At 63.6% G+C, this 19,631-nt stretch carries 15 protein-coding genes, 1 tRNA gene and 1 pseudogene; 3 read left to right on the top strand and 14 right to left on the bottom strand.

The annotated features are described in order from the left end of the window. Positions 1-64: 64 nt before the first annotated feature. The 8 genes and pseudogenes from polA to ACX4ZE_RS02340 form a co-directional block, all read right to left on the bottom strand. Entirely contained in the window at positions 65-2,809 is a 2,745-nt protein-coding gene (polA, locus tag ACX4ZE_RS02375) for a DNA polymerase I (protein ID WP_480271564.1), read from the bottom strand. Between the two features lie 123 nt (positions 2,810-2,932). Beyond that, entirely contained in the window at positions 2,933-4,621 is a 1,689-nt protein-coding gene (locus ACX4ZE_RS02370; protein WP_480271563.1) for a DUF885 domain-containing protein, read from the bottom strand. A 61-nt stretch (positions 4,622-4,682) separates the two neighbouring features. Then, complete coding sequence (locus ACX4ZE_RS02365; protein WP_480271660.1) at positions 4,683-5,396, bottom strand: ABC transporter ATP-binding protein; 714 nt, start codon at positions 5,394-5,396, stop codon at positions 4,683-4,685. Between the two features lie 108 nt (positions 5,397-5,504). Continuing rightward, positions 5,505-6,440: pseudogene (locus tag ACX4ZE_RS02360) on the bottom strand (ABC transporter ATP-binding protein); the annotation flags it as partial. Then, positions 6,437-7,867 carry a branched-chain amino acid ABC transporter permease gene (locus tag ACX4ZE_RS02355; protein ID WP_480271562.1) on the bottom strand — a complete coding sequence of 477 codons (1,431 nt, stop codon included), beginning with the start codon at positions 7,865-7,867 and terminating at the stop codon, positions 6,437-6,439. The gene ACX4ZE_RS02355 and the pseudogene ACX4ZE_RS02360, both read right to left, overlap by 4 nt. Beyond that, positions 7,864-8,916, bottom strand: coding sequence for a branched-chain amino acid ABC transporter permease (locus ACX4ZE_RS02350; protein WP_480271561.1), 1,053 nt, complete (start codon positions 8,914-8,916; stop codon positions 7,864-7,866). Before ACX4ZE_RS02350 ends, ACX4ZE_RS02355 begins: the two co-directional genes overlap by 4 nt. 73 nt (positions 8,917-8,989) lie before the next feature. Beyond that, positions 8,990-10,201, bottom strand: coding sequence for a branched-chain amino acid ABC transporter substrate-binding protein (locus ACX4ZE_RS02345; RefSeq protein WP_480271560.1), 1,212 nt, complete (start codon positions 10,199-10,201; stop codon positions 8,990-8,992). 184 nt (positions 10,202-10,385) lie between these two features. Continuing rightward, complete coding sequence (locus ACX4ZE_RS02340) at positions 10,386-11,003, bottom strand: ANTAR domain-containing response regulator (RefSeq protein ID WP_480271559.1); 618 nt, start codon at positions 11,001-11,003, stop codon at positions 10,386-10,388. A 222-nt stretch (positions 11,004-11,225) separates the two neighbouring features. Between ACX4ZE_RS02340 and ACX4ZE_RS02335 the strand changes: the two genes are divergently transcribed. The 3 genes from ACX4ZE_RS02335 to ACX4ZE_RS02325 all read left to right on the top strand — a co-directional run bounded on the left by ACX4ZE_RS02335 (position 11,226) and on the right by ACX4ZE_RS02325 (position 12,811). Beyond that, positions 11,226-11,312, top strand: a tRNA-Leu gene (locus tag ACX4ZE_RS02335). Positions 11,313-11,641: 329 nt separating this feature from the next. Next, a complete protein-coding gene (locus ACX4ZE_RS02330; RefSeq protein ID WP_480271558.1) occupies positions 11,642-12,271 on the top strand; it encodes an arsenate reductase/protein-tyrosine-phosphatase family protein in 630 nt (209 codons plus the stop codon). 114 nt (positions 12,272-12,385) lie between these two features. After that, positions 12,386-12,811 carry a hypothetical protein gene (locus ACX4ZE_RS02325; RefSeq protein ID WP_480271557.1) on the top strand — a complete coding sequence of 142 codons (426 nt, stop codon included), beginning with the start codon at positions 12,386-12,388 and terminating at the stop codon, positions 12,809-12,811. A 20-nt stretch (positions 12,812-12,831) separates the two neighbouring features. Here ACX4ZE_RS02325 and ACX4ZE_RS02320 read toward each other — a convergent pair whose 3' ends face one another. The 6 genes from ACX4ZE_RS02320 to trpC form a co-directional block, all read right to left on the bottom strand. Next, on the bottom strand, positions 12,832-13,659 hold the full coding sequence (locus ACX4ZE_RS02320; RefSeq protein WP_480271659.1) for an acyl-CoA thioesterase: 828 nt from the start codon (positions 13,657-13,659) through the stop codon (positions 12,832-12,834). 62 nt (positions 13,660-13,721) lie between these two features. Continuing rightward, positions 13,722-15,143 (bottom strand): pyruvate kinase, encoded by a 1,422-nt coding sequence (gene pyk / locus ACX4ZE_RS02315; RefSeq protein WP_480271556.1) that lies wholly within the window; start codon positions 15,141-15,143, stop codon positions 13,722-13,724. Positions 15,144-15,288: 145 nt separating this feature from the next. After that, a complete protein-coding gene (lgt, locus tag ACX4ZE_RS02310; RefSeq protein ID WP_480271555.1) occupies positions 15,289-16,428 on the bottom strand; it encodes a prolipoprotein diacylglyceryl transferase in 1,140 nt (379 codons plus the stop codon). 231 nt (positions 16,429-16,659) lie between these two features. Continuing rightward, positions 16,660-17,460, bottom strand: a complete 801-nt coding sequence (trpA, locus tag ACX4ZE_RS02305; RefSeq protein ID WP_480271554.1) for a tryptophan synthase subunit alpha — start codon at positions 17,458-17,460, stop codon at positions 16,660-16,662. Between the two features lie 49 nt (positions 17,461-17,509). Then, the gene (gene trpB, locus ACX4ZE_RS02300; protein ID WP_480271658.1) at positions 17,510-18,775 is read right to left on the bottom strand and encodes a tryptophan synthase subunit beta; all 1,266 of its coding nucleotides are present in this window, start codon (positions 18,773-18,775) and stop codon (positions 17,510-17,512) included. Then, positions 18,775-19,593, bottom strand: coding sequence for an indole-3-glycerol phosphate synthase TrpC (trpC, locus tag ACX4ZE_RS02295; RefSeq protein WP_480271553.1), 819 nt, complete (start codon positions 19,591-19,593; stop codon positions 18,775-18,777). Before trpC ends, trpB begins: the two co-directional genes overlap by 1 nt. Positions 19,594-19,631: the final 38 nt, after the last annotated feature.

The following is a 19,631-nucleotide window of genomic DNA, read 5'->3' as shown; positions in this document are numbered from 1 at the left end:
CTTGTATACATCCAGAGCTCGCTGCCGTACTGCCGTATTAGATGCTGGGCGACTCGCCTGCGTTTCAGTGTGCGGCAGCGTCCCAGCTGCGGCCGACTCCCACCGAAACCTCCAGCGGCACCGACAACGCGATCGCCGAGGACATCTGTTCGCGCGCCAATGCCTCGAGTACCTCTTGTTCTCCCTCAGCGACCTCGAACAGCAATTCGTCGTGGATCTGCAGCAGCATCCGGGAACGCAACCCAACAACCCGCATCCCGTGATGCACGTTGATCATCGCGACCTTGATGATGTCGGCAGCGGTACCCTGGATCGGGGCGTTGAGCGCCATCCGCTCGGCTGCCTCCCGGCGCTGCCGGTTGCCCGAGTCCAGATCGGGAAGATAGCGGCGGCGACCGAACAACGTCTGGGTGTAACCGACTTTGCGCGCCTGCTCGACCACTTCGTGAAGGTAGTCCCGAATCCGACCGAATCGGGCGAAATAGACTTCCATCTGCTCTTTCGCCTCTGCGGTGCTGATCTTCAGCTGCGCGGAAAGGCCGTAGGAGCTCAATCCATAGGCCAGGCCATAGGACATCGCCTTGATCCGGCGGCGCAGCTCCGGGGTTACCTCGGAGATCGGGATATCGAACGCTTTCGACGCGACGAAGCTATGCAGATCCTCGCCGGAATTGAACGCCTCGATCAGCCCCTCGTCCCCAGAAAGGTGCGCCATGATCCTCATCTCGATCTGGCTGTAATCCGCGGTCATCAGTGCTCGATAGCCAGGACCGACCACGAAGGTGTCGCGGATCTGCCTGCCGGTGTCGGTGCGGATCGGGATGTTCTGCAGATTCGGCTCGGTCGAAGACAATCTGCCTGTAGCGGCGATCGTCTGGTTGAACGTGGTGTGAATGCGGCCGTCCTCGGCAACGCACTTGAGTAGGCCGTCGACCGTGACCTTCAGTCGAGTGGCGTCGCGATGCGCGAGCAGGTGCTCCAGGAACGGGTGCTGAGTCTTCTCGAACAGCGACTCCAACGCATCCGCGTCGGTGGTGTAGCCGGTTTTGGTGCGCTTGGTTTTCGGCATGTCCAGCTCGTCGAACAGCACCACCTGTAACTGTTTGGGCGAACCAAGGTTGATCTGCTTGCCGATCACCTCGTAGGCCGCGTTCGCCGCCGCGGTGACCCTGGCGGCGAACTGTCGCTGCAATACGGCCAGCTGCTCGGTATCCACTGCGATGCCCGCGTCTTCCAAGGTGGCCAACACACCGAGTAAGGGCAGCTCCATGTCGGCGAGCAGTCCGGTGGATTCGATCGTGCGCAGTTCCTCGTCGAGTGCGTCGGCCAGGTCTGCGATGGCGCGGGCCCGCAGCATATGTGTCCAGGCCAGTTCAGCATCGACGGTGTCCTCATCGTCGAGCAACGACAACTGCGGAGTGTCGTCGGCTTCGGCGCGCAATTCCCTGCGCAGGTAGCGCAGAGAGAGATCGTCCAAGGAGAAGGTGCGCTGGCCGGGACGAACCAGGTAAGCGGCCAGCGCCGTATCGCTGGTCAGTCCGCCGAGTGACCAATCGCGCCCGCGTAGTGCGTGCACGGCTGCCTTGGCCTCGTGCAGTGCCTTCGGCACAGCAGAGTCGGCGAGCCAGGTACCCAACGCGGCCTCGTCCGCAGGGGTGAGCGCGGTGACATCGATGTAGCCACTCTCGCCATCGGCCGCCGCGATAGCAAGCGCACGCACGTCACCGCGCGCCGGAGCGCCTGTTCCGACAATTGAGATGCCATGGCGCACACCGGCTTTCGCATGTTCAGCGAGCCAGTCGGCAACCCCTCCCACCGCCAGTACGCCGCCGCTGATCTCGAAACCGACCTCCGCCTCTGGCACAGGCGGAGCCAGTGTCTCGAACAACCGGTCGCGCAGCACACGGAACTCGAGGTCGTCGAACAGCCGGTGGATCTTGTCTCGGTCCCACGGTCCCTGCGCCAGCTGCTCGGGTGTGTAAGGCAGTGTAACGTCACGCACCATCTCGGTGAGCTGTCGATTGAGCACCACACTGCTCAAGTTGGCCCGCAAGGCCGCACCGACTTTGCCCTTCACCTCGTCGACCTTGTCGACCAAGGTGCTCAGATCACCGTACTCACGGATCCATTTGGCGGCGGTCTTCTCTCCGACACCTGGAATGCCGGGCAGATTATCGCTCGGATCGCCGCGCAACGCCGCGTAATCAGGGTACTGGCTCGGGGTGAGTCCGTATTTGGCCAGCACTTCGTCCGGGGTGAACCGGGTCAGATCAGAGACGCCCTTACGGGGATACAGCACCGTGACATCCTCGCCGACCAGCTGGATGGAGTCCCGGTCTCCGGTGACTATGAGTACGCGGAAGCCCTCCGCGGTGGCCTGCGTGGTGAGTGTGGCGATGATGTCGTCGGCCTCGAAGCCTCCGATCGCCATCACCGGAATACCCAGCGCCCCGAGCACCTCCTTGGTGAGCTCGACCTGGCCGCGGAACTCGTCCGGCGTGGCACTGCGATTGGCCTTGTACTCGGGATACGCCTCGGTGCGGAAAGTCTGGCGGGACACATCGAAGGCCGCGGCCACATGTGTCGGCTTCTCGTCGCGCAGCAGATTGATCAGCATCGCGGTGAAGCCGTACACCGCGTTCGTAGTCTGCCCGGCGACCGTCTTGAAGTTCTCCGCGGGTAGCGCGAAGAACGCGCGGTAGGCGATCGAATGCCCATCCAGCAGCAACAATATCGGCCGGTCCGCCAACGCGGGATCGTTGGAGCCGGACGAGGTAGCGGAACGCGGAGCGGTCGAGGGTGAACTCACGCCTCAGAGTCTAGGGATCGGCACCGACACGGTGACATGCCACACCCGACCGACCATTCCACGCGAAGCCGGGTCGCGCTTTCCGTCCACGCGCCAGGAGAACGCTGAGCACCCCGACCGTGCTCACAGTGTGGCGACCAGTTCACGCAGCACAGGCAGGCTCACCGACCCCGAGCCGAGCACCACATCGTGAAATGCCTTGATATCGAAGTCCGCACCGAGCCGCTCAGTGGCAGCCACCCGCTGACGACGGATCTCCAGCTGGCCGACCTTGTAACCGACTGCCTGCCCCGGCATGGCGATGTAGCGGTCCACCTCCACAGTGATCTCGGCCGACCCGACCGGAGTATTGGCCACCATGAAATCGATGGCCTGCTGTCTGCTCCATCCCTTAGCGTGCAGACCGGTGTCGACCACCAGGCGGCAGGAGCGCCAGGAATCCGCGGCCAACATGCCAAGAAGGTCCAGATCATCCTCGTACAAACCCATTTCATCGGCCAGCCGCTCGGTATAGAGCGCCCAGCCCTCGACGAAAGCGGTGTTGGCGAAGGACTGGCGTTGGAAGCGCGGCAGATGATCCAGTTCGTTGGCGATGGTGAGCTGGAGATGATGACCTGGGATCGCCTCATGGTAGGCCACCGCCGCGGTCTCGTAGCGACTACGACCAGTAGGATGGTGCTGGTTGACAAAATAGGTGCCCGGCCGCGACCCGTCGGCAGCGGGTGGGAAATAGTACGCTGCAGGCGAATCCGCTGCCAAAAACTCCGGCACGGGCACGATGTCGCAGGATTGTCTCGGCAACCGGCCGAACCAGTTCCCCATCTCAGCCGTAGCCAGCGACAATGCCCGGCGCGCATCGACCATGATCTGCTCGGCATCGTCGTAGCACAGCGTGGGATCGTCGCGCAGCCTGCCGAATATCTCACCGAGATCCCCTGTACCGAACAATCGCGTCCCGATCGTGGCGTATTCCGCACGGAGCTCGGCCAGCTCGCGGAGTCCGAGTTCGTGGATCGCTTCGGCGCCGAGATCGGGCAGGGTGGTGTGGTGGCGCAGCAATCGCTGGTAGATGTCCTCGCCGTCAGCGCCGAGCAGGCACAAACCCGGTATATCGTCGGGACGGCTCACCGGCAGCAATTCATCGTGCAGCGCGTCACGATAGGCCTGGAACGCAGGCCGGATGGTGTCCCGTACCACCTCGGCCAATTCAGCGCGCCATGCGGCTTCGCCTGTCCAGCCCTCCGGCCCGGCGACAGTGACGAACGGGTCGGTGGCCAGATCGGAATTCAGATAGCCGTCGAGCTGGTTGAGCGAGCGTTCGATGGTTATTCGCGCAGGCGTGCGGCCTGCGGCCAATCCTGCGCGAAACCGTTGCACGGCTTGGCCGAGCAGCTCATCGAACTGCCGGTAACGACGCGCCAGAGCCATCGCGTGCTCCGGCTGCGGAGCGTTGGCTCGCGGCGCTACCATCAGCACCCCGGCGTGCACGCCGCTCATCTGGTCGGAAGCCATCTCCACCGGTCGCCACTCCAGATGGTCGATGGCGCCGCTCAACTCGGTGCGCAACAAACTGTGGGTAATACGGTCGGTCGAGTCCAGCCGGCCGACCGGAAGCGCGTCGACCGCGTGCAGCAGCTCGCGCCACGTCGACAACAGCCGTTGTTCGGCTGCGACGGACAGATCCTCGATCCGGTCATCGAATCGATGATCGCCCAGCAGGGTCGCCTCGCTCGGCGACGCCTCCAGCACGCTGTCCCAGTATCGTTCGGCCAGGCTCGACAACTCGTCGTGACCATCCATGACCATGATCATGCCTCGAGACGAGCGAAGCAGCAGCCCCGCGCACCGGATAATCAGCTATCCGGCAGCGGTATCACCCCACCCCGAGATAGGCCGACTTCACCGCGGGATCGGTGAGCAGTTCGCCGCCGCGGCCCGACTTGGTGACCGCGCCGGTCTCCAAAATGTAAGCGCGGTCGCTGCGGGCCAGTGCCTGCTGGGCATTCTGCTCGACCAGTAGCACCGTGGTGCCCTGCGCATTGATCTCGGAGATGATCCGGAAGATCTGCTGGATCACCATGGGCGCCAGTCCCATCGATGGCTCGTCGAGCAGCAGGAGCCTGGGCCGTGCCATCAGCGCGCGACCGATAGCCAGCATCTGCTGCTCACCGCCGGAAAGCGTACCGCCGACTTGCTTGCGCCGCTCACGCAACCGCGGAAACAGCTCGAACACCCACTCCAGCGTCCGGTCGTACTCAGCCTTATGCTCGAACCCTCTTCCATAACAGCCCATATCGAGGTTTTCCCGCACGGTCATACCAGGGAAGACGCCTCGGCCCTCCGGCGACTGAATCAGACCGGCCAGCACCCGTTCGTGCGCTTTGATCCGGGTGATGTCGCGACCTTCGAACAGGATCCGGCCTCTGGTCAACGGCAGCAGCCCGGATAGTGCGCGCATAGTCGTGGTCTTGCCCGCGCCATTAGCGCCGAGCAGAGTGACCAACTCACCTTCGGCCACGGTGAGCGAGATCCCATGCAATGCTCGGATCCTGCCGTAGTTGACAACCACATCCTCGACTTCGAGCAGCGGAGCGGACGTACGGACGTCCGCGAGGTCCTGGGCGAGGACGGCCCGCGCGGGCGGTTGAACGGCCGAGGAAGCACCGGACGGCGTGTCGGAGCCGCCCGCGGCGGCGTCCGGCACTCCAAGGTACGCCTCGATCACAGCCGGATTCTCCCGGATGTCCATGGGCAAGCCGTCGGCGATCTTACGGCCGAACTCCAACACCACGATCCGATCGGTCACTCCCATGACCAGCCGCATGTCGTGCTCGATCAGCAGCACCGTGTACCCGTCATCGCGGATCTTGCGGATCAAGTCCATGAGCGCGGATTTCTCGCTCGGATTGAACCCGGCCGCAGGCTCGTCCAGACACAGCAGTTTCGGCTCGGTGGCCAGCGCGCGGGCGATTTCCAGCCTCCGCTGGTCGCCATAAGGCAGGTTGCGCGCCTTTTCCGCCGCACGCGGTGCGATGCCGACGAACTCCAGCAGCGCCATACCACGCTCGACAGCGTCGCGTTCCTCACGCCGATGCCGCGGCGTCCGGAATATCGCACCAGGCACCGAGGTCCGGTGTCTGGCATCGGTACCGACCACCACGTTCTCCAGCGCGGTCATCTCGCTGAACAGCCGCACATTCTGGAAGGTACGTGCGATACCGAGCCGAGTGATCTCGTTACGCTTGCTCTTCGTCAACGGCTTACCGTCGAAGAAAACCAGCCCGGACGCGGGCTGGTAGACGCCGGTGATCGCGTTGAAACAGGTGGTCTTTCCCGCGCCATTGGGGCCGATCAGACCGAGGATTTCGCCACGGCGGATCTCGAAACTCACCTCGTCCAAAGCAGTGAGTCCACCGAATTTCACCGTGAGACCCTCGGTGCGCAGCAGTGGCGCACCCACCGAGGTATGGATATCCCGATGCGGCGCGATGGCATCTGCGACGGCTTCGACATCGGCGCGCACCGCGGTCACATCGACCGTGCCCGTGTTCTCGGCCCGCGGTTCGTCCGTATGTCCCGCCGCCATGTCCTCGTTGTCGAACGGTGCGTCACCCGCGTCGGGCCCGGTCATCGGCCCACTCCGGTCGGCTCGTTCACGTCCGGTCTGCGCACGGCATGGTAGACCTGCCTGCCATAAGTGAGCAGCTTCTGCCGCACCGGGAACAGACCCTGCGGACGCAGAATCATCATCACCACCAACGCGATACCGAAATACAGATACTTGAGATCACCCAGCGATTGCGCACCGCCCAGGCGGAACAACAGCACACTGCCGAGCAGCAGCAGCGCCAGCACACCGGTCACAATCATTCCGGTGATCACCCCGCGCCGCAGCCACGAGCCCAGCCAATCGGCTCGCCGCCGCCAGACGATGGACAGCACCACGAATACCGCGATATCGAACACCAGCAGCGTATAGCCGGTCGTCTCATTGTTCACCAGGTTCACCGACTGCAACCGCGCGGGCAGATAGACGATGAGGAACGCACCGAAGATCACCCCGAGCTTGTTGCCTTGACCACCGATGACCACGGCGCACAAGAACAGCATAGAGTTGATGATGTCGAACCCGGTCGGGTTGATGAACTGTACTTGACCGGCATAGAGCGCGCCAGATATACCGCCGACCGCGGCACCGATCGTGAAGGCCCACAGCTTGAATTTGAAGGCTGGAACCCCCATGATCTCGGCCGCGTCCTCGTCCTCCCGGATGGCTACCCAGGCTCGGCCGACTCGACTGCGTTCCAGATTGCCGACTACCAGCAGTACGATGATCACCAGTACCAGGCCGAACCAGTACCAGTAGGTGCCGTAATTGGCGCGTTCGAGAATGTTCGCGCTGTCGGGGTTACCGCCGTTACCGGAGGAGAACACACCATTCGGTGTGTTCTCCGATTCGCCGATATGCGGGTAAGCCACGCCGGACAAACCAAGACTGCCATTGGTGATCTCACCGAGATTGTCGGCCATCAACCGGATGATCTCACCGAAGCCGAGAGTAACGATCGCTAGGTAGTCGCCACGCAGACGCAAGGTAGGCGAACCGAGGATCAAGCCGGAGACGGCAGTCACCGCGACCGCGATCGGCAAGCACGCCAACCACGCCCACTTCGAATCCAGCCAACCGCCATCGGTCTGGTTCCACGGGCTCTCCGGACTGGTGAGCAAACCAACGGTATACGCACCGACAGCATAGAAACCGACGTAGCCGAGGTCGAGCAGACCGGCCTGGCCGACCACTACGTTGAGGCCGATGGCCACCAGCGCGAACATCGCAACCTGTGCCATCACCAGGCCGAAGTTGTACGAAGGGGTGTTCAGCAGCGATGGCGGGAACAGTGGCAGCAGGGCGAGCAGGATCAGAAACGGAACACCGACCCCCCACTGCGCGGGCCTGCTCAATCCCTCCCACCAGGAGCGGATCGCATCACCGAGGCCGTGGCTCGCGGTAGGCGGGGTGGCCGAAACGTCCGGCTGCGTCTTGGTCGTGTCGATCATGCGCGTGCCCTTCCGAGGCTCTCGCCGAGGATGCCGGTCGGACGCACCATCAGCACCAAAACCAGCACCGTGAACGCGACCACGTCGCGCCACTGGTCGCCGAGCAGCATCTGTCCGTACTGCTCTACTACGCCGAGCAACAGACCACCGAGCAGCGCACCTCGCAGATTGCCGATGCCTCCGAGCACCGCCGCGCTGAATGCCTTGATGCCGAGGATGAATCCGCCGGAGTAGATAATCCCGTTCGGGATCCTGAGCGTGTACAACATCGCCGCCGCGCCTGCCAGTACGCCACCGATGAGGAAGGTCAGCATGATGACCCGCTCCCGCGATACCCCCATCAGCGTCGCGGTGTCCGGATCCTGGGCCACTGCGCGGATGCCGCGGCCGAATTTTGTCCGGTTGATCAGGATTTCGGTGGTGAATGCCAGCGCCACTGCCGCGAATACGATGAGCAGCATGACATTGGTGATGTTCGCACCACCGAAACCGAACTGCACCGTGGGTTCGACGAGCCGGATCGGCTGCTGCGCGTTACTGCCACCAAGGTCGAGAGGCAGCTTCGGCAGCACGTAGTGCACCAGCTCCTGAAGCACGAACGACATACCGATCGCAGTGATCAGGAAGGCCAGCGGCTTGGCGCCCCGCATGCGCAGCGGACGATACGCTGCCCGCTCCAACCCGACAGCCACACCGCCGGACACCAGCATGCCCACCACCATCGCCATCCCCAGATAGACGATCGTGAGCACGACCCCCTGGGAGTATGCCTCAGGGCTCGCGGAGAACCCGAAGATCATCAACCCGACCAATTGCCCGAACATGCCGAGCATGAAGATCTCCGAGTGGGCGAAATTGATCAGCCGCAAGACACCGTAGACCAGGGTGTAACCCACAGCGACCAAAGCGTAAATAGCGCCATAGGTCAATCCATCAGCGGTCAGCTGCCAAAAACTCTCGAACACCGCCTCGTAGTGGAAGCCGATCGAACTGCTGAGGAGTTGCGCCCCATCGGCCAATGCCGTTGATTCCATGTGTTCTTGCCTCATCCACGTACCCCTCGAAACGGCACGTACGGGGTCCGTGCAGACCCCGTACGTGCCGTATGCCAGGAATCAGGGCCTATTTGACCTCGTATACCCAGATCAGGGCGCTGGACAGCTCACCGGTCGAATCCCACTTGTAGTGCCGCGCGAAGCCTGCACCATCGTAGTTCCGCACGTACTCGAGCAGATCCGAGCGGGTGACTTCACCGCTGTCGATACCCCTGGCCAGAATCGTCGCCAAGTCGTATCCCTCGGCCGAATAGACGCCGGGTGCCTGACCAAAGCGCTCTTCGTATTCTTGGGTGAACTTCTCGGGCGGAGGACCACATGGGCACGACAGCGTCGCCCCCTTGGCCGCGCTACCCGCCTGGACGACGAACTGCGGGTCGTTCGCGCCGTCAGCGGAGACGAAAACCGCGTCGACACCACCGGTTTTCAGCTGTTGGGCCAGTGGTGCGGCCTCGGCGTAGTAGCCGGCATAGAAAACTGCGTCCGGATTCGCGCTCGCGACTTTGGTGACTGTCGCGGAGAAATCCTTGTCGCCCTCCTTGACGCTGGCGGCACACGCCGGGTCGGCGGCCGCGCCGAGACCCTCGGTAACCGACTTCGCCAAGCCCACGCCGTAGTCGGTGTTGTCCTGGATGACACAGACCTTCTGGTAGCCCACGGTATTGACCAGGTACTTCGCCAGCGCCAAGCCTTGCGCGTCATCATTGGCCAAACCACGGAAGAAGCTGGTCCAGCCGTTCCGCGTCAGCGGTGCCAGGGTCGCTGACGCGCTGACCGCAACTAGGCCGGCATCACTGAGGATCTGGCCGGTTGCCTTCGTCTCCCCGGAGAACGCGGGACCGACCAGACCGACAATCGATGGGTCGTTGATGATCTGTGGGATCACCTGGGTAGCCTTCTGCGGGTCGCCTTCGGTGTCGAACTTCTTCAGCTCGATCACGCATCCTGGGTTGGCCTTGTTGTGCTGTTCGATGGCAAGCTCGACGCCGTTGAGGATATTGATGCCGAGCGCGGCGGCCGAACCGGTCAGCGCACCCGCCATAGCGATCGACGTGCCAGGTGCGCAGGTCGCTTTGCCATCTCCAGCGGGGTCGGCTGCCGAGGCCGCGGTAGCCGTCTTCACCTCCTTCCCCTCCTGGTCCACCCGCATGACCGGCTGAATGGACAGCTCATCCGTAGCGCCGGATTTTTCGCTACAACCGGTCAGCACCAGCGCGGCGGCGGCACCTACAGCCAGAACACCCCGCGTCGAACGACTGCGCCATGTCGAACTAAGCACGTTTCACCTCTACGTTCTGTACTCCCCGGAACACCGAGGAGGCCGACTATGTCAGCCCGGTGAGAACATAGCGTCGATGCGTTGCCTCTGCATCACATTCGGCTCATACAGATGGCATATCGCCAAATTCTTTTCGCGATGACGTTTCTTCCGCGTAAATTCTTCTGCGGCAACCGCATCCGTGTCACTGGGGCGTCAGATTCTCCAGTACGACCTCCGCGACCGCCTTCATGGTGGTGCGCCGATCCATCGCTGTCCGCTGAATCCACTTGAACGCCTGGGGTTCCGACAGACCTTGAGTCTGCATCAGGACCCCCTTCGCGCGTTCGACCAGCTTGCGCGTTTCCAGCCGCTCGGTGAGATTCGCCACCTCACCCTCCAACGCGGTGATCTCATGGAAACGGCTGGCCGCCAATTCGATTGCCGGCACCAGATCCGATTTCGTGAACGGCTTCACCAAATAGGCCATCGCACCCGCGTCACGAGCGCGCTCCACCAGATCACGCTGGCTGAAGGCGGTCAGAATAACCACGGGGGCAACACGTTTGGACGCGATCTCGGCCGCCGCGTCGATGCCGTCCCTACGCGGCATCTTCACGTCCATGATGACTAGATCGGGTCGATGTTCGACCGCGAGATCCACCGCCTGCTGGCCGTCACCGGCCTCACCGACCACCTGATACCCCTCTTCGGTCAGCATCTCGACCAGATCCATGCGAATGAGCGCTTCGTCCTCGGCGACGACGACCCGCTTTGTCCCGGCGTCTCGCTTGGCGCCGACGCCCCCAGCTGTTGTGCTCATAGATAGACCCCTCTGGTTCCACTGCCCTGTCCCGGCACACCGCAAGAAGGCCGCGATCGAACCGGACGACCATAGGCCGACCATCTGGCTACCGAGTGATGTAGAGAGTACCTTTCATTTCGAAACAGAACGCATATGCCCTGCGCAAGCCGTATGCCCGCACCGCTTCTGCCAACGCATTCGCTTCCATCGCGCTGACCAGCTATAGTTGCCATCCGGTGCGCCGAGTTGGCGGAACTGGCAGACGCGACGGTCTCAAAAACCGTTGTCCGAAAGGACGTGTGGGTTCGAGTCCCACACTCGGCACCAAGAATGGATCTTTTCCAGGTCACGCCCGCTCCACTCGTTGCACACGATCCGCGGACGAGGCGGTGCAGAACCGACCATCCACCCCGTCGGCCACGGCACCAGAGGCCAGAACAGAATCAGCCATGACAGTACGAGCGGGCCCCTGCTGTGATCCGAATCGACGTGCTGTTGTCGAGCACGCTGTGATCACCTACGACTTCACCGCACCGGGGAGCACGCAGCGCGCTTTGTATACAGCGCGCTACAAGTAGATGAACATGCATTCTCATACCTGGGGCTATCCGATTCGCGGCCCTCAGGCATCTCCCCGGCCGTTTATCGTGTCCGGTATGCACGTTTTGTTCGTCTGCACCGGCAACGTCTGCCGTTCGGCAATCGCCGAGCGACTCACCCGCGCCCTCGCAGTCGAACACGCTCTGCCCCATCTCACCACCGAAAGCGCCGGAACCCGTGCTTTGGTGGGATTCCCGATCGAACCGCTCGCCGCGCAAACTATCGTAGGGCTCGGTGCCGACGCGAGCGGCTTCCGGGCCCGCCGTCTGCGGCCGGAACTGATCGACAAGGCCGACATAGTGCTCACGATGACCGAGCAGATCCGCGACCAGGCGGTCGAGCTGGCCTTCGACGCCAAGCCTCGTATCTTCACTCTGCTGGAAGCAAGCCGCATCGCCCATGTCACCGGCGCGCGCACCATCGCCGAGCTACACCACGCGCGCAACGACCTGCAGCTGGTCGGCCGGGAGAACATCGCCGACCCGATCGGGCTCTCCGCCGAAACAGTCTGCGAAGTGGGCGACCGCATCGCCGAGGCGCTTATCCCCTTACTACAGACACTCACCCTCCAGGAACGATCGCACTCCCAGAATGACGCGCACAGGGGACTGGTGATCCAGCCCAGCGCACCGGCCGCGTCGTGGACGACTTTCCTCGCTGCCCAACGTTCCAGGTACCATACCTGAGCACCTACGACATCCGGACCACCCGGCTGTGTCCGTTCCGGACCGGGACGGTTTAGACTCCCCGCGGATGCTACCCTCCGCCGCTACTGGTTCGATACAGAACAGGAATCAGACATGCCGAAGCGAACTTCGGATGTTTCGCTCCATGTTTATGTGACACCGGAAACCCTCGAGCGCGTCGTCGACACCGTGCGCGCGGTAGTGGACAGCCATCTACTCGACCGCGACGTATTCGCCTGGCGCTGCACCGTGCCGGTCGATGCCGACGATCCGGCTCATGTGGCGCTGGCGAGCCGCTGTCGCGCCGACCAGCCTGGCGAAGCGCCGGTGAACCAGCGCACCTACGAGATCGCGCTCAGCCTGGTCGGCACGCCAGACCAGCTGACCGACCACGATATGGCGACGCTGGCACATCATCTGCGCCAAGAGATCTCCGACCTCACCGGAACCGAGCCAGGACAGCGGATCCCACTCTCGATTCACGCCAGGCAACGCGCCGCTGCCGATCTCGATATCGATCGCGTCGGCGAGCTGCGATAGCAGCACGGAGCCCGCACGTGCTAGGGGAAGTGACGGATGACTCCCTCCTGCACCGTGGTGGCGAGCAGGTCGCCCTCACGCGAGTAGAAGCGACCGGTCGCCAGACCACGAGAACCTGCGGCCACTGGCGACTCGGTGGCATACAGCACCCATTCGTCGAACCGAAAGGGGCGATGGAACCAAATCGAGTGGTTGACCGTGGCCGCCACGATCCGGTCCAGGCCCCAGGAAAGCCCATGGGTGGTGATGATCGAATCCAGCACCGTAGTGTCGGATGAATAACCGAGCGTCGCCACGTGAATCAACGGATCATCAGGTAGCCTGCCGTCCGCGCGCATCCACACCCGATTGTGATTGCGCCGCTCCCCCGTGCCCTTGAGAATCCAAGCCGGATCGTCGGCATAACGCGTCTCGACCGGACGCGGCGCCTTGATGAACATCTGGAGCTTGTCTTCCAAGCCCGCGAAACTCTCCTCCACCCGCGGTAGTGTCTCCGGGCTGGGCACCTCCGGTTGTGCGTGCGCGTGTTCGAGCCCCCTGCCCCCGTCCTGGAACGAGGCCAACATCACGAAGAGCTCTTGGCCGTCCTGGCTGGCAGTGACCGTGCGATTGGCGAACGCGCGACCGTCGCGATGCCGGTCCACCCGGTACTCGATCGGCTTCTTCACATCGCCACCGCGCACGAAATGCGCGTTCACCGCATGCACCGAGCGGCCACCGACCGTCCGCCCCGCCGCTACCATGGCCTGCGCGACGAGCTGACCGCCGAAGGTTCTGCTCCACACCTTCTCCGGGTGTTCGCCGACGAAAACGTCCTCATCCCGCTGCTCCAGATCGAGCAGCCCCATCAATACAGTCAGGTCGGAACGCGCAGCGGAAGACGTGCCGACGCCGCTATGCGAGAAAACAGTCACAAATGGTCCTCCTCACCGATGCGGTGCACGTGGATCAGGTTGGTGGAGCCGACGGTCCCCGGCGGCGACCCGGCCACAATGACCACTAGGTCTCCCTTCTGATATCGCCCCATCGACAGAAGTGCTACATCGACCTGGTGGATCATCGCGTCGGTGGTGTCCACGGTCGAGACGATGAACGTCTCCGTACCCCAGGTCAACGCCAGCTGACTGCGGACCTCCGGCAGCGGAGTGAACGCCAGCAGCGGCAACGGCGTGTGCAATCGCGCCAGACGACGCACTGTGTCACCCGACTGGGTGAACGCCACCAGGGCCTTGGCGTTGAGCCGCTCGCCGATATCTCTGGCGGCATAAGAGATCACGCCGCGTTTGGTGCGCGGCACATGGGTCAAAGGGGGAACTCGGGTCGATTCGGTCTCTACCGCGTGCACGATGCGCGCCATCGTGCGCACGGTCTCGATCGGGTATCTACCCACCGAGGTCTCACCCGACAGCATCACCGCGTCGGCACCATCGAGCACCGCATTGGCCACATCCGAGGCCTCGGCTCTGGTCGGGCGGGAGTTATCGATCATCGACTCCAGCATCTGAGTGGCGACGATGACCGGCTTGGCATTCTCCCTCGCCATCTGGATGGCACGTTTCTGCACGAGCGGTACCTGCTCCAACGGCAGTTCCACGCCGAGGTCGCCGCGGGCGACCATCACCGCGTCGAAGGCCAGGACCACAGCCTCCAGGTTGTCGATCGCCTCCGGCTTCTCCAGTTTGCCGATCACCGGCACGCGACGGCCGGCTCGATCCATCACATCGTGCACCAACTCGACATCGGACGGAGAACGCACGAACGACAACGCGATGAAGTCGACGCCGAGTTTCAGCGCGAACTCCAGATCTTCGATGTCCTTCTCCGACAGCGCGGGTACCGATACATCCATGCCAGGCAGCGAGACACCCTTGTTGTTGGAGACCGGACCACCTTCAGTAACTCGGCAGATCACGTCGTTGCCCTCGACGCTGGTGACGATCAGACCGACCTTGCCGTCGTCGACCAACAACCGGTCACCTGGCTTGGCGTCTTCGGCCAGTTCCTTGTACGTGGTCGACACTCGGTCACGAGTTCCTTCGATATCGTCGACGGTGATGCTTACCTGCTCACCTGTCGCCCAGACGGCTTTGCCTTCCACGAAGCGGCCGAGGCGGATCTTCGGTCCCTGCAGGTCCGCGAGAATGCCGACAGCTCGGCCGAGGTGGTCGGAAGCCTGACGCACCTTCTTGTAATTCTCGGCATGGTCGGTGTGCTCGCCGTGGCTGAAATTCAGCCGAGCCACGTCCATACCACTCTCGACAAGCTCGCGAATACGGTCCTCGGTCGCAGTAGCCGGGCCGAGGGTGCACACAATCTTCGTCCGTCGCATCACGGGTCGAGCGTAGTCCCGCTGGGTGCAAAGGTTGTGCTGCGGCCGGGGGAAGCTTCGGTGAAGAATATGGACGAAGGCTCGACAGCCGATAAGGGCAAGTCCTCAGCCGATGCGCGAACTGGATCCGCCATGAAGCACGCACAGATCAGTTCTTCTCCGAATCCGCTTTATCCACACCGGTTTCGACGGGAGCCGTACCAGGAGCCGTGGACCCGGCCTGCTCGCCCGCACTGGACTCCGCGTCCTCGGGTACCTCGGCAATGACCGCATCAGTTCCAGGCACGGTGGATACGGCGTCCGAAGATTTCTCGACCGAAGGCGCATCGGCGGACCCGCGCGTGCGCAGCGCGCGGATCTGCCATGGCCACGGTCGCGGGCCTGCGGCGGGCTGCAACTGCTCGGGCGTCTCGCGCCCCTTTGTCGCGAACAGAAAGTAGGCGATCGCGGCCAGGAACACTACCGCCGAGGTGAACGAGTTGATCCGGATACCCGCGATATGCGTGGCCGGGTCGTCGCGCATCAGCTCCACAAAGAATCGCCCGAAACAATAGCCTGCAACGTAGAGCGCGAACAGGCGGCCGTGGCCGATCCGGAAGCGTTTGTCCAGGTACACCAGCAGCGCCACTACGAGCAGGTTCCAGAGCATCTCGTACAGGAAGGTGGGATGCACGACCTTGTCGACCACACCGGTGGAGACACCGTTCATCTCGTCGAGCCTGCCGCCTTCCCCGACCCGGTGGAAGATCTCCAGGCCCCACGGCACATCGGTCTCGCGGCCGTACAGTTCCTGGTTGAAGTAGTTGCCGAGTCGGCCGATGGCCTGAGCGAGCAGGATCGGCGGGGCGAGGGCATCGCCCAGTGCGGGCAACGGAATCCGGTATATTCGGCAGCCGATCCACGCGCCGACACCACCCAGCAGCACCGCACCCCAGATACCGAGACCACCCTGATAGACCTTCCACCAGTCACCTGGATTCCCGTCCGCACCGAAGTACTTCTGCCAGTCGGTGGCCACATGGTAGAGCCTGCCACCGACCAGACCGAACGGCACAGCGAACATCGCGACATCGAGAATCGCGCCGGGCTGCCCACCGCGCTCGCGCCAACGCCGCTCCCCCCACCAGATCGCGATGACGATACCGAGGATGATGCACAGCGCATAGGCCCGCAACGGAAACGGCCCGATATGCCATACGCCCTGCGGCGGGCTGGGGATATAGGCCAGCAAGGCGCTGTTGACGCCGCCGTCGGCCGGGACACTGTCTGCCAGGACTCGAAAGGTCACGGGGCCACCGTAGCGGAGATGCCTTCCTGCCTCCGCTACCGCCGCACTGTGCCGGCCGTACTGGAATCCATCGTCACGCGCTCGACTCAGCCGCCGCCGGGGCATGCGGATGGTCGAACGGAAGCGGAGCACGACCGATCCGGCACAGCAGGCGGGGCCTGCCATAGCGCGATGCCCGTGCGCTCTCGGATCACATCGCAGGTCGTGCGGCTTGCCGTGACGCGGACCCGCCTACGAGACGACAGTTGCCGAGCGCACCCCTTCGGCGAGTTCGGTAGCGAGCGCATGGACCGAGGCCAGTCCCTGCCCTGCGGCACTCACGAGTGCCGAGCCGACGATAACTCCGTCCGCGTACGAGGCGATCTCGGCGGCCTGCTGTCCCGAACGCACGCCGAGCCCGACGCCGATCGGCATATCGGAGTGGGCCCGGATGCGCGCGCACAGCGCGGGCGCGGCCGCGGACACCACGTCGCGCGCGCCGGTAACGCCCATGGTCGAGGCTGCGTAAATGAAACCGCTGCTGGCCTCTAGTGTCTTCACCAGCCGCTCCTCCGTGGACGATGGCGCGACCAGGAAGATACGGTCCAGGTTGTGTGTGGACGAAGCGATGAACCAGTCGTCGGCCTCCTCCGGGATCAGATTGGGGGTGATGACACCCGCCCCGCCCGCAGCGGCCAGATCGCGCGCGAAGCGATCGACACCGTATTTGAGCACCGGATTCCAGTAACTCATCACTACCGCCTGACCGCCGACGCCAGTGATCGCCTCGACCACGGAGAACACGTCACGTACCCGAACGCCGCCACGCAGCGCCTGCTCGGCAGCAGCCTGAATGGTCGGTCCGTCCATCACGGGGTCGGAGTAGGCGACACCGACTTCGATGATGTCGCACCCGGATTCGACCATCGCGCGCACGACCTCGATCGAACCGGCGAGATCGGGAAAACCTGCGGGCAGATAGCCGATCAGCGCGGCGCGCCCTTCAGCGCGACAGGCGGCAAACGTGTTCGCCAGACGGGACTGCTGACTCATGACACCTCTCCGCTCGGATGGGGCGCGACCATGGGCACGATGAGCTCGTTCACTGGGTCGCCTCCCTCGGTTCGGTGTCGAACAGCTCGAACCACCGCGCTGCCGTATCCATGTCCTTGTCCCCCCGGCCCGACAGGTTCACCAGGATGATCGCACCGGGACCGAGCTCCGCACCCAGTCGCAGCGCGCCCGCCACCGCGTGCGCCGACTCGATCGCCGGGATGATGCCCTCGCTGCGACTGAGCAGCAGCAACGCATCCATCGCCTCGGTATCGGTGATCGGCCGGTACTCGGCGCGGCCGATATCCTTGAGATAAGCATGCTCGGGGCCGACACCCGGATAGTCCAGTCCCGCCGAGATCGAGTGCGACTCGACGGTTTGTCCGTCTTCGTCCTGCAGCAAATAGGAATACGCGCCTTGGAAAGCACCGGGTGTCCCTCCGGTGAACGTAGCCGCGTGGCGACCGGTTTCTACGCCATCGCCTGCCGCCTCGTAACCGATCAGCCGGACATCGGCGTCATCGAGAAACGCGTGGAAGATACCGATGGCATTAGAACCTCCGCCGACGCAGGCGACAACCGCATCGGGCAGCCGACCGGTCGCGGCCTGCACCTGGTCGCGTGCCTCCATACCGATGATGCGCTGGAAATCACGCACCAGCAACGGGAAGGGGTGCGGTCCCGCAGCAGTACCGAAGCAGTAATAGGTGTCTTCGGCATTACTCACCCAATCACGCAGCGCCTCGTTGATGGCGTCTTTCAACGTCTGCGAACCAGAGGTCACCGCGTTCACCTCGGCGCCGAGCAACCGCATCCGCGCCACATTCAGCGCCTGACGCGCGGTGTCGACAGCGCCCATGTAGATGACACAGTCCAGACCGAGCAGCGCGCAAGCTGTCGCCGTGGCCACACCGTGCTGGCCCGCGCCGGTCTCGGCGATCACCCTGGTCTTTCCCATCCGTTTGGCGAGCAACGCCTGGCCGAGCACATTGTTGATCTTGTGTGAGCCGGTGTGATTCAGGTCTTCTCGTTTGAGCAGGATGCGAGCGCCACCCGCGTGCTCAGCCAAGCGCGTGCACTCGAATATCGGAGAAGGACGGCCGGTGTAGTCGCGTTGCAGCCGATCGAGTTCGTTGAGGAAGGACCCGTCGATCCGGGATTTCGCGTACTCGGCGGTGACCTCCTCGATCACGGCCATCAGCGCCTCGGGAACATGCCTGCCGCCGTAGACACCGAAATGCCCGCCCGCGTCCGGCTCGTGCGCACTACGTTGAGCCACGCCATCGCTGGCCTGCGCTGCCACCGACACGCCCATCACCTGCCCCGCCGGGCCGGCTTCGGACAAGACGGATGCGTACCCGCTGTCACCAGCTCCGATACTGCCGCACGCGGGTCACCACTTGTCACCAACCCCTCGCCGACGAGGACAGCGTCCGCGCCCGCGCCCGCGTAGGCCAACAGGTCCGCGGTACCGCGGATGCCCGACTCGGCGATCCGGATGACCTCGGTGGGCAATCCAGGCGCGATCCGGGCGAACACATCGCGGTCGACCTCGAGCGTCTTGAGATCACGGGCATTCACCCCGATCACCGAGGCGCCCGCCTCCAACGCGCGATCGGCCTCCTCCTCGGTGTGCACCTCCACCAGCGCAGTCATCCCGAGCGATTCGGTGCGATCGATCAGCGAGGTCAACACATCCTGTTCCAGCGCGGCGACGATCAAGAGAATGACGTCCGCGCCATGGGCGCGGGCTTCGTGGATCTGATACGGACCGATGACGAAGTCTTTACGCAGGATCGGAATGTTCACTGTGGCGCGAACGGCGTCCAAGTCGTCCAATGATCCGTGGAACCGACGACCTTCGGTGAGCACGCTGATAATCCGCGCACCACCGTCTTCATAAGCCTTGGCCAAGCTCGCCGGGTCCGGGATCGTCGCCAGCTCCCCCTTGGAAGGGCTGGCTCGCTTGACCTCGGCGATAACGCCGATGCCTTCCTCGAGCAGCGCGGCGCGGGCGTCCAGTGCCGTGGCCGTGGCCGCGGCCGCGGCTTTGACCGCCTGAAAGTCGAGAAGGGTTTCCCGAGCGGCCACATCCGCGCGGACCCCGTCGAGAATCGAGTCGAGTACCGTCATCTGGCTCGAATCCTTTCTGGGGAGACGGACTTGCTACC

It is taken from the genome of Nocardia sp. TBRC8007, assembly GCF_056629435.1.
This window is presented reverse-complemented; position numbering and strand designations above follow the sequence as displayed.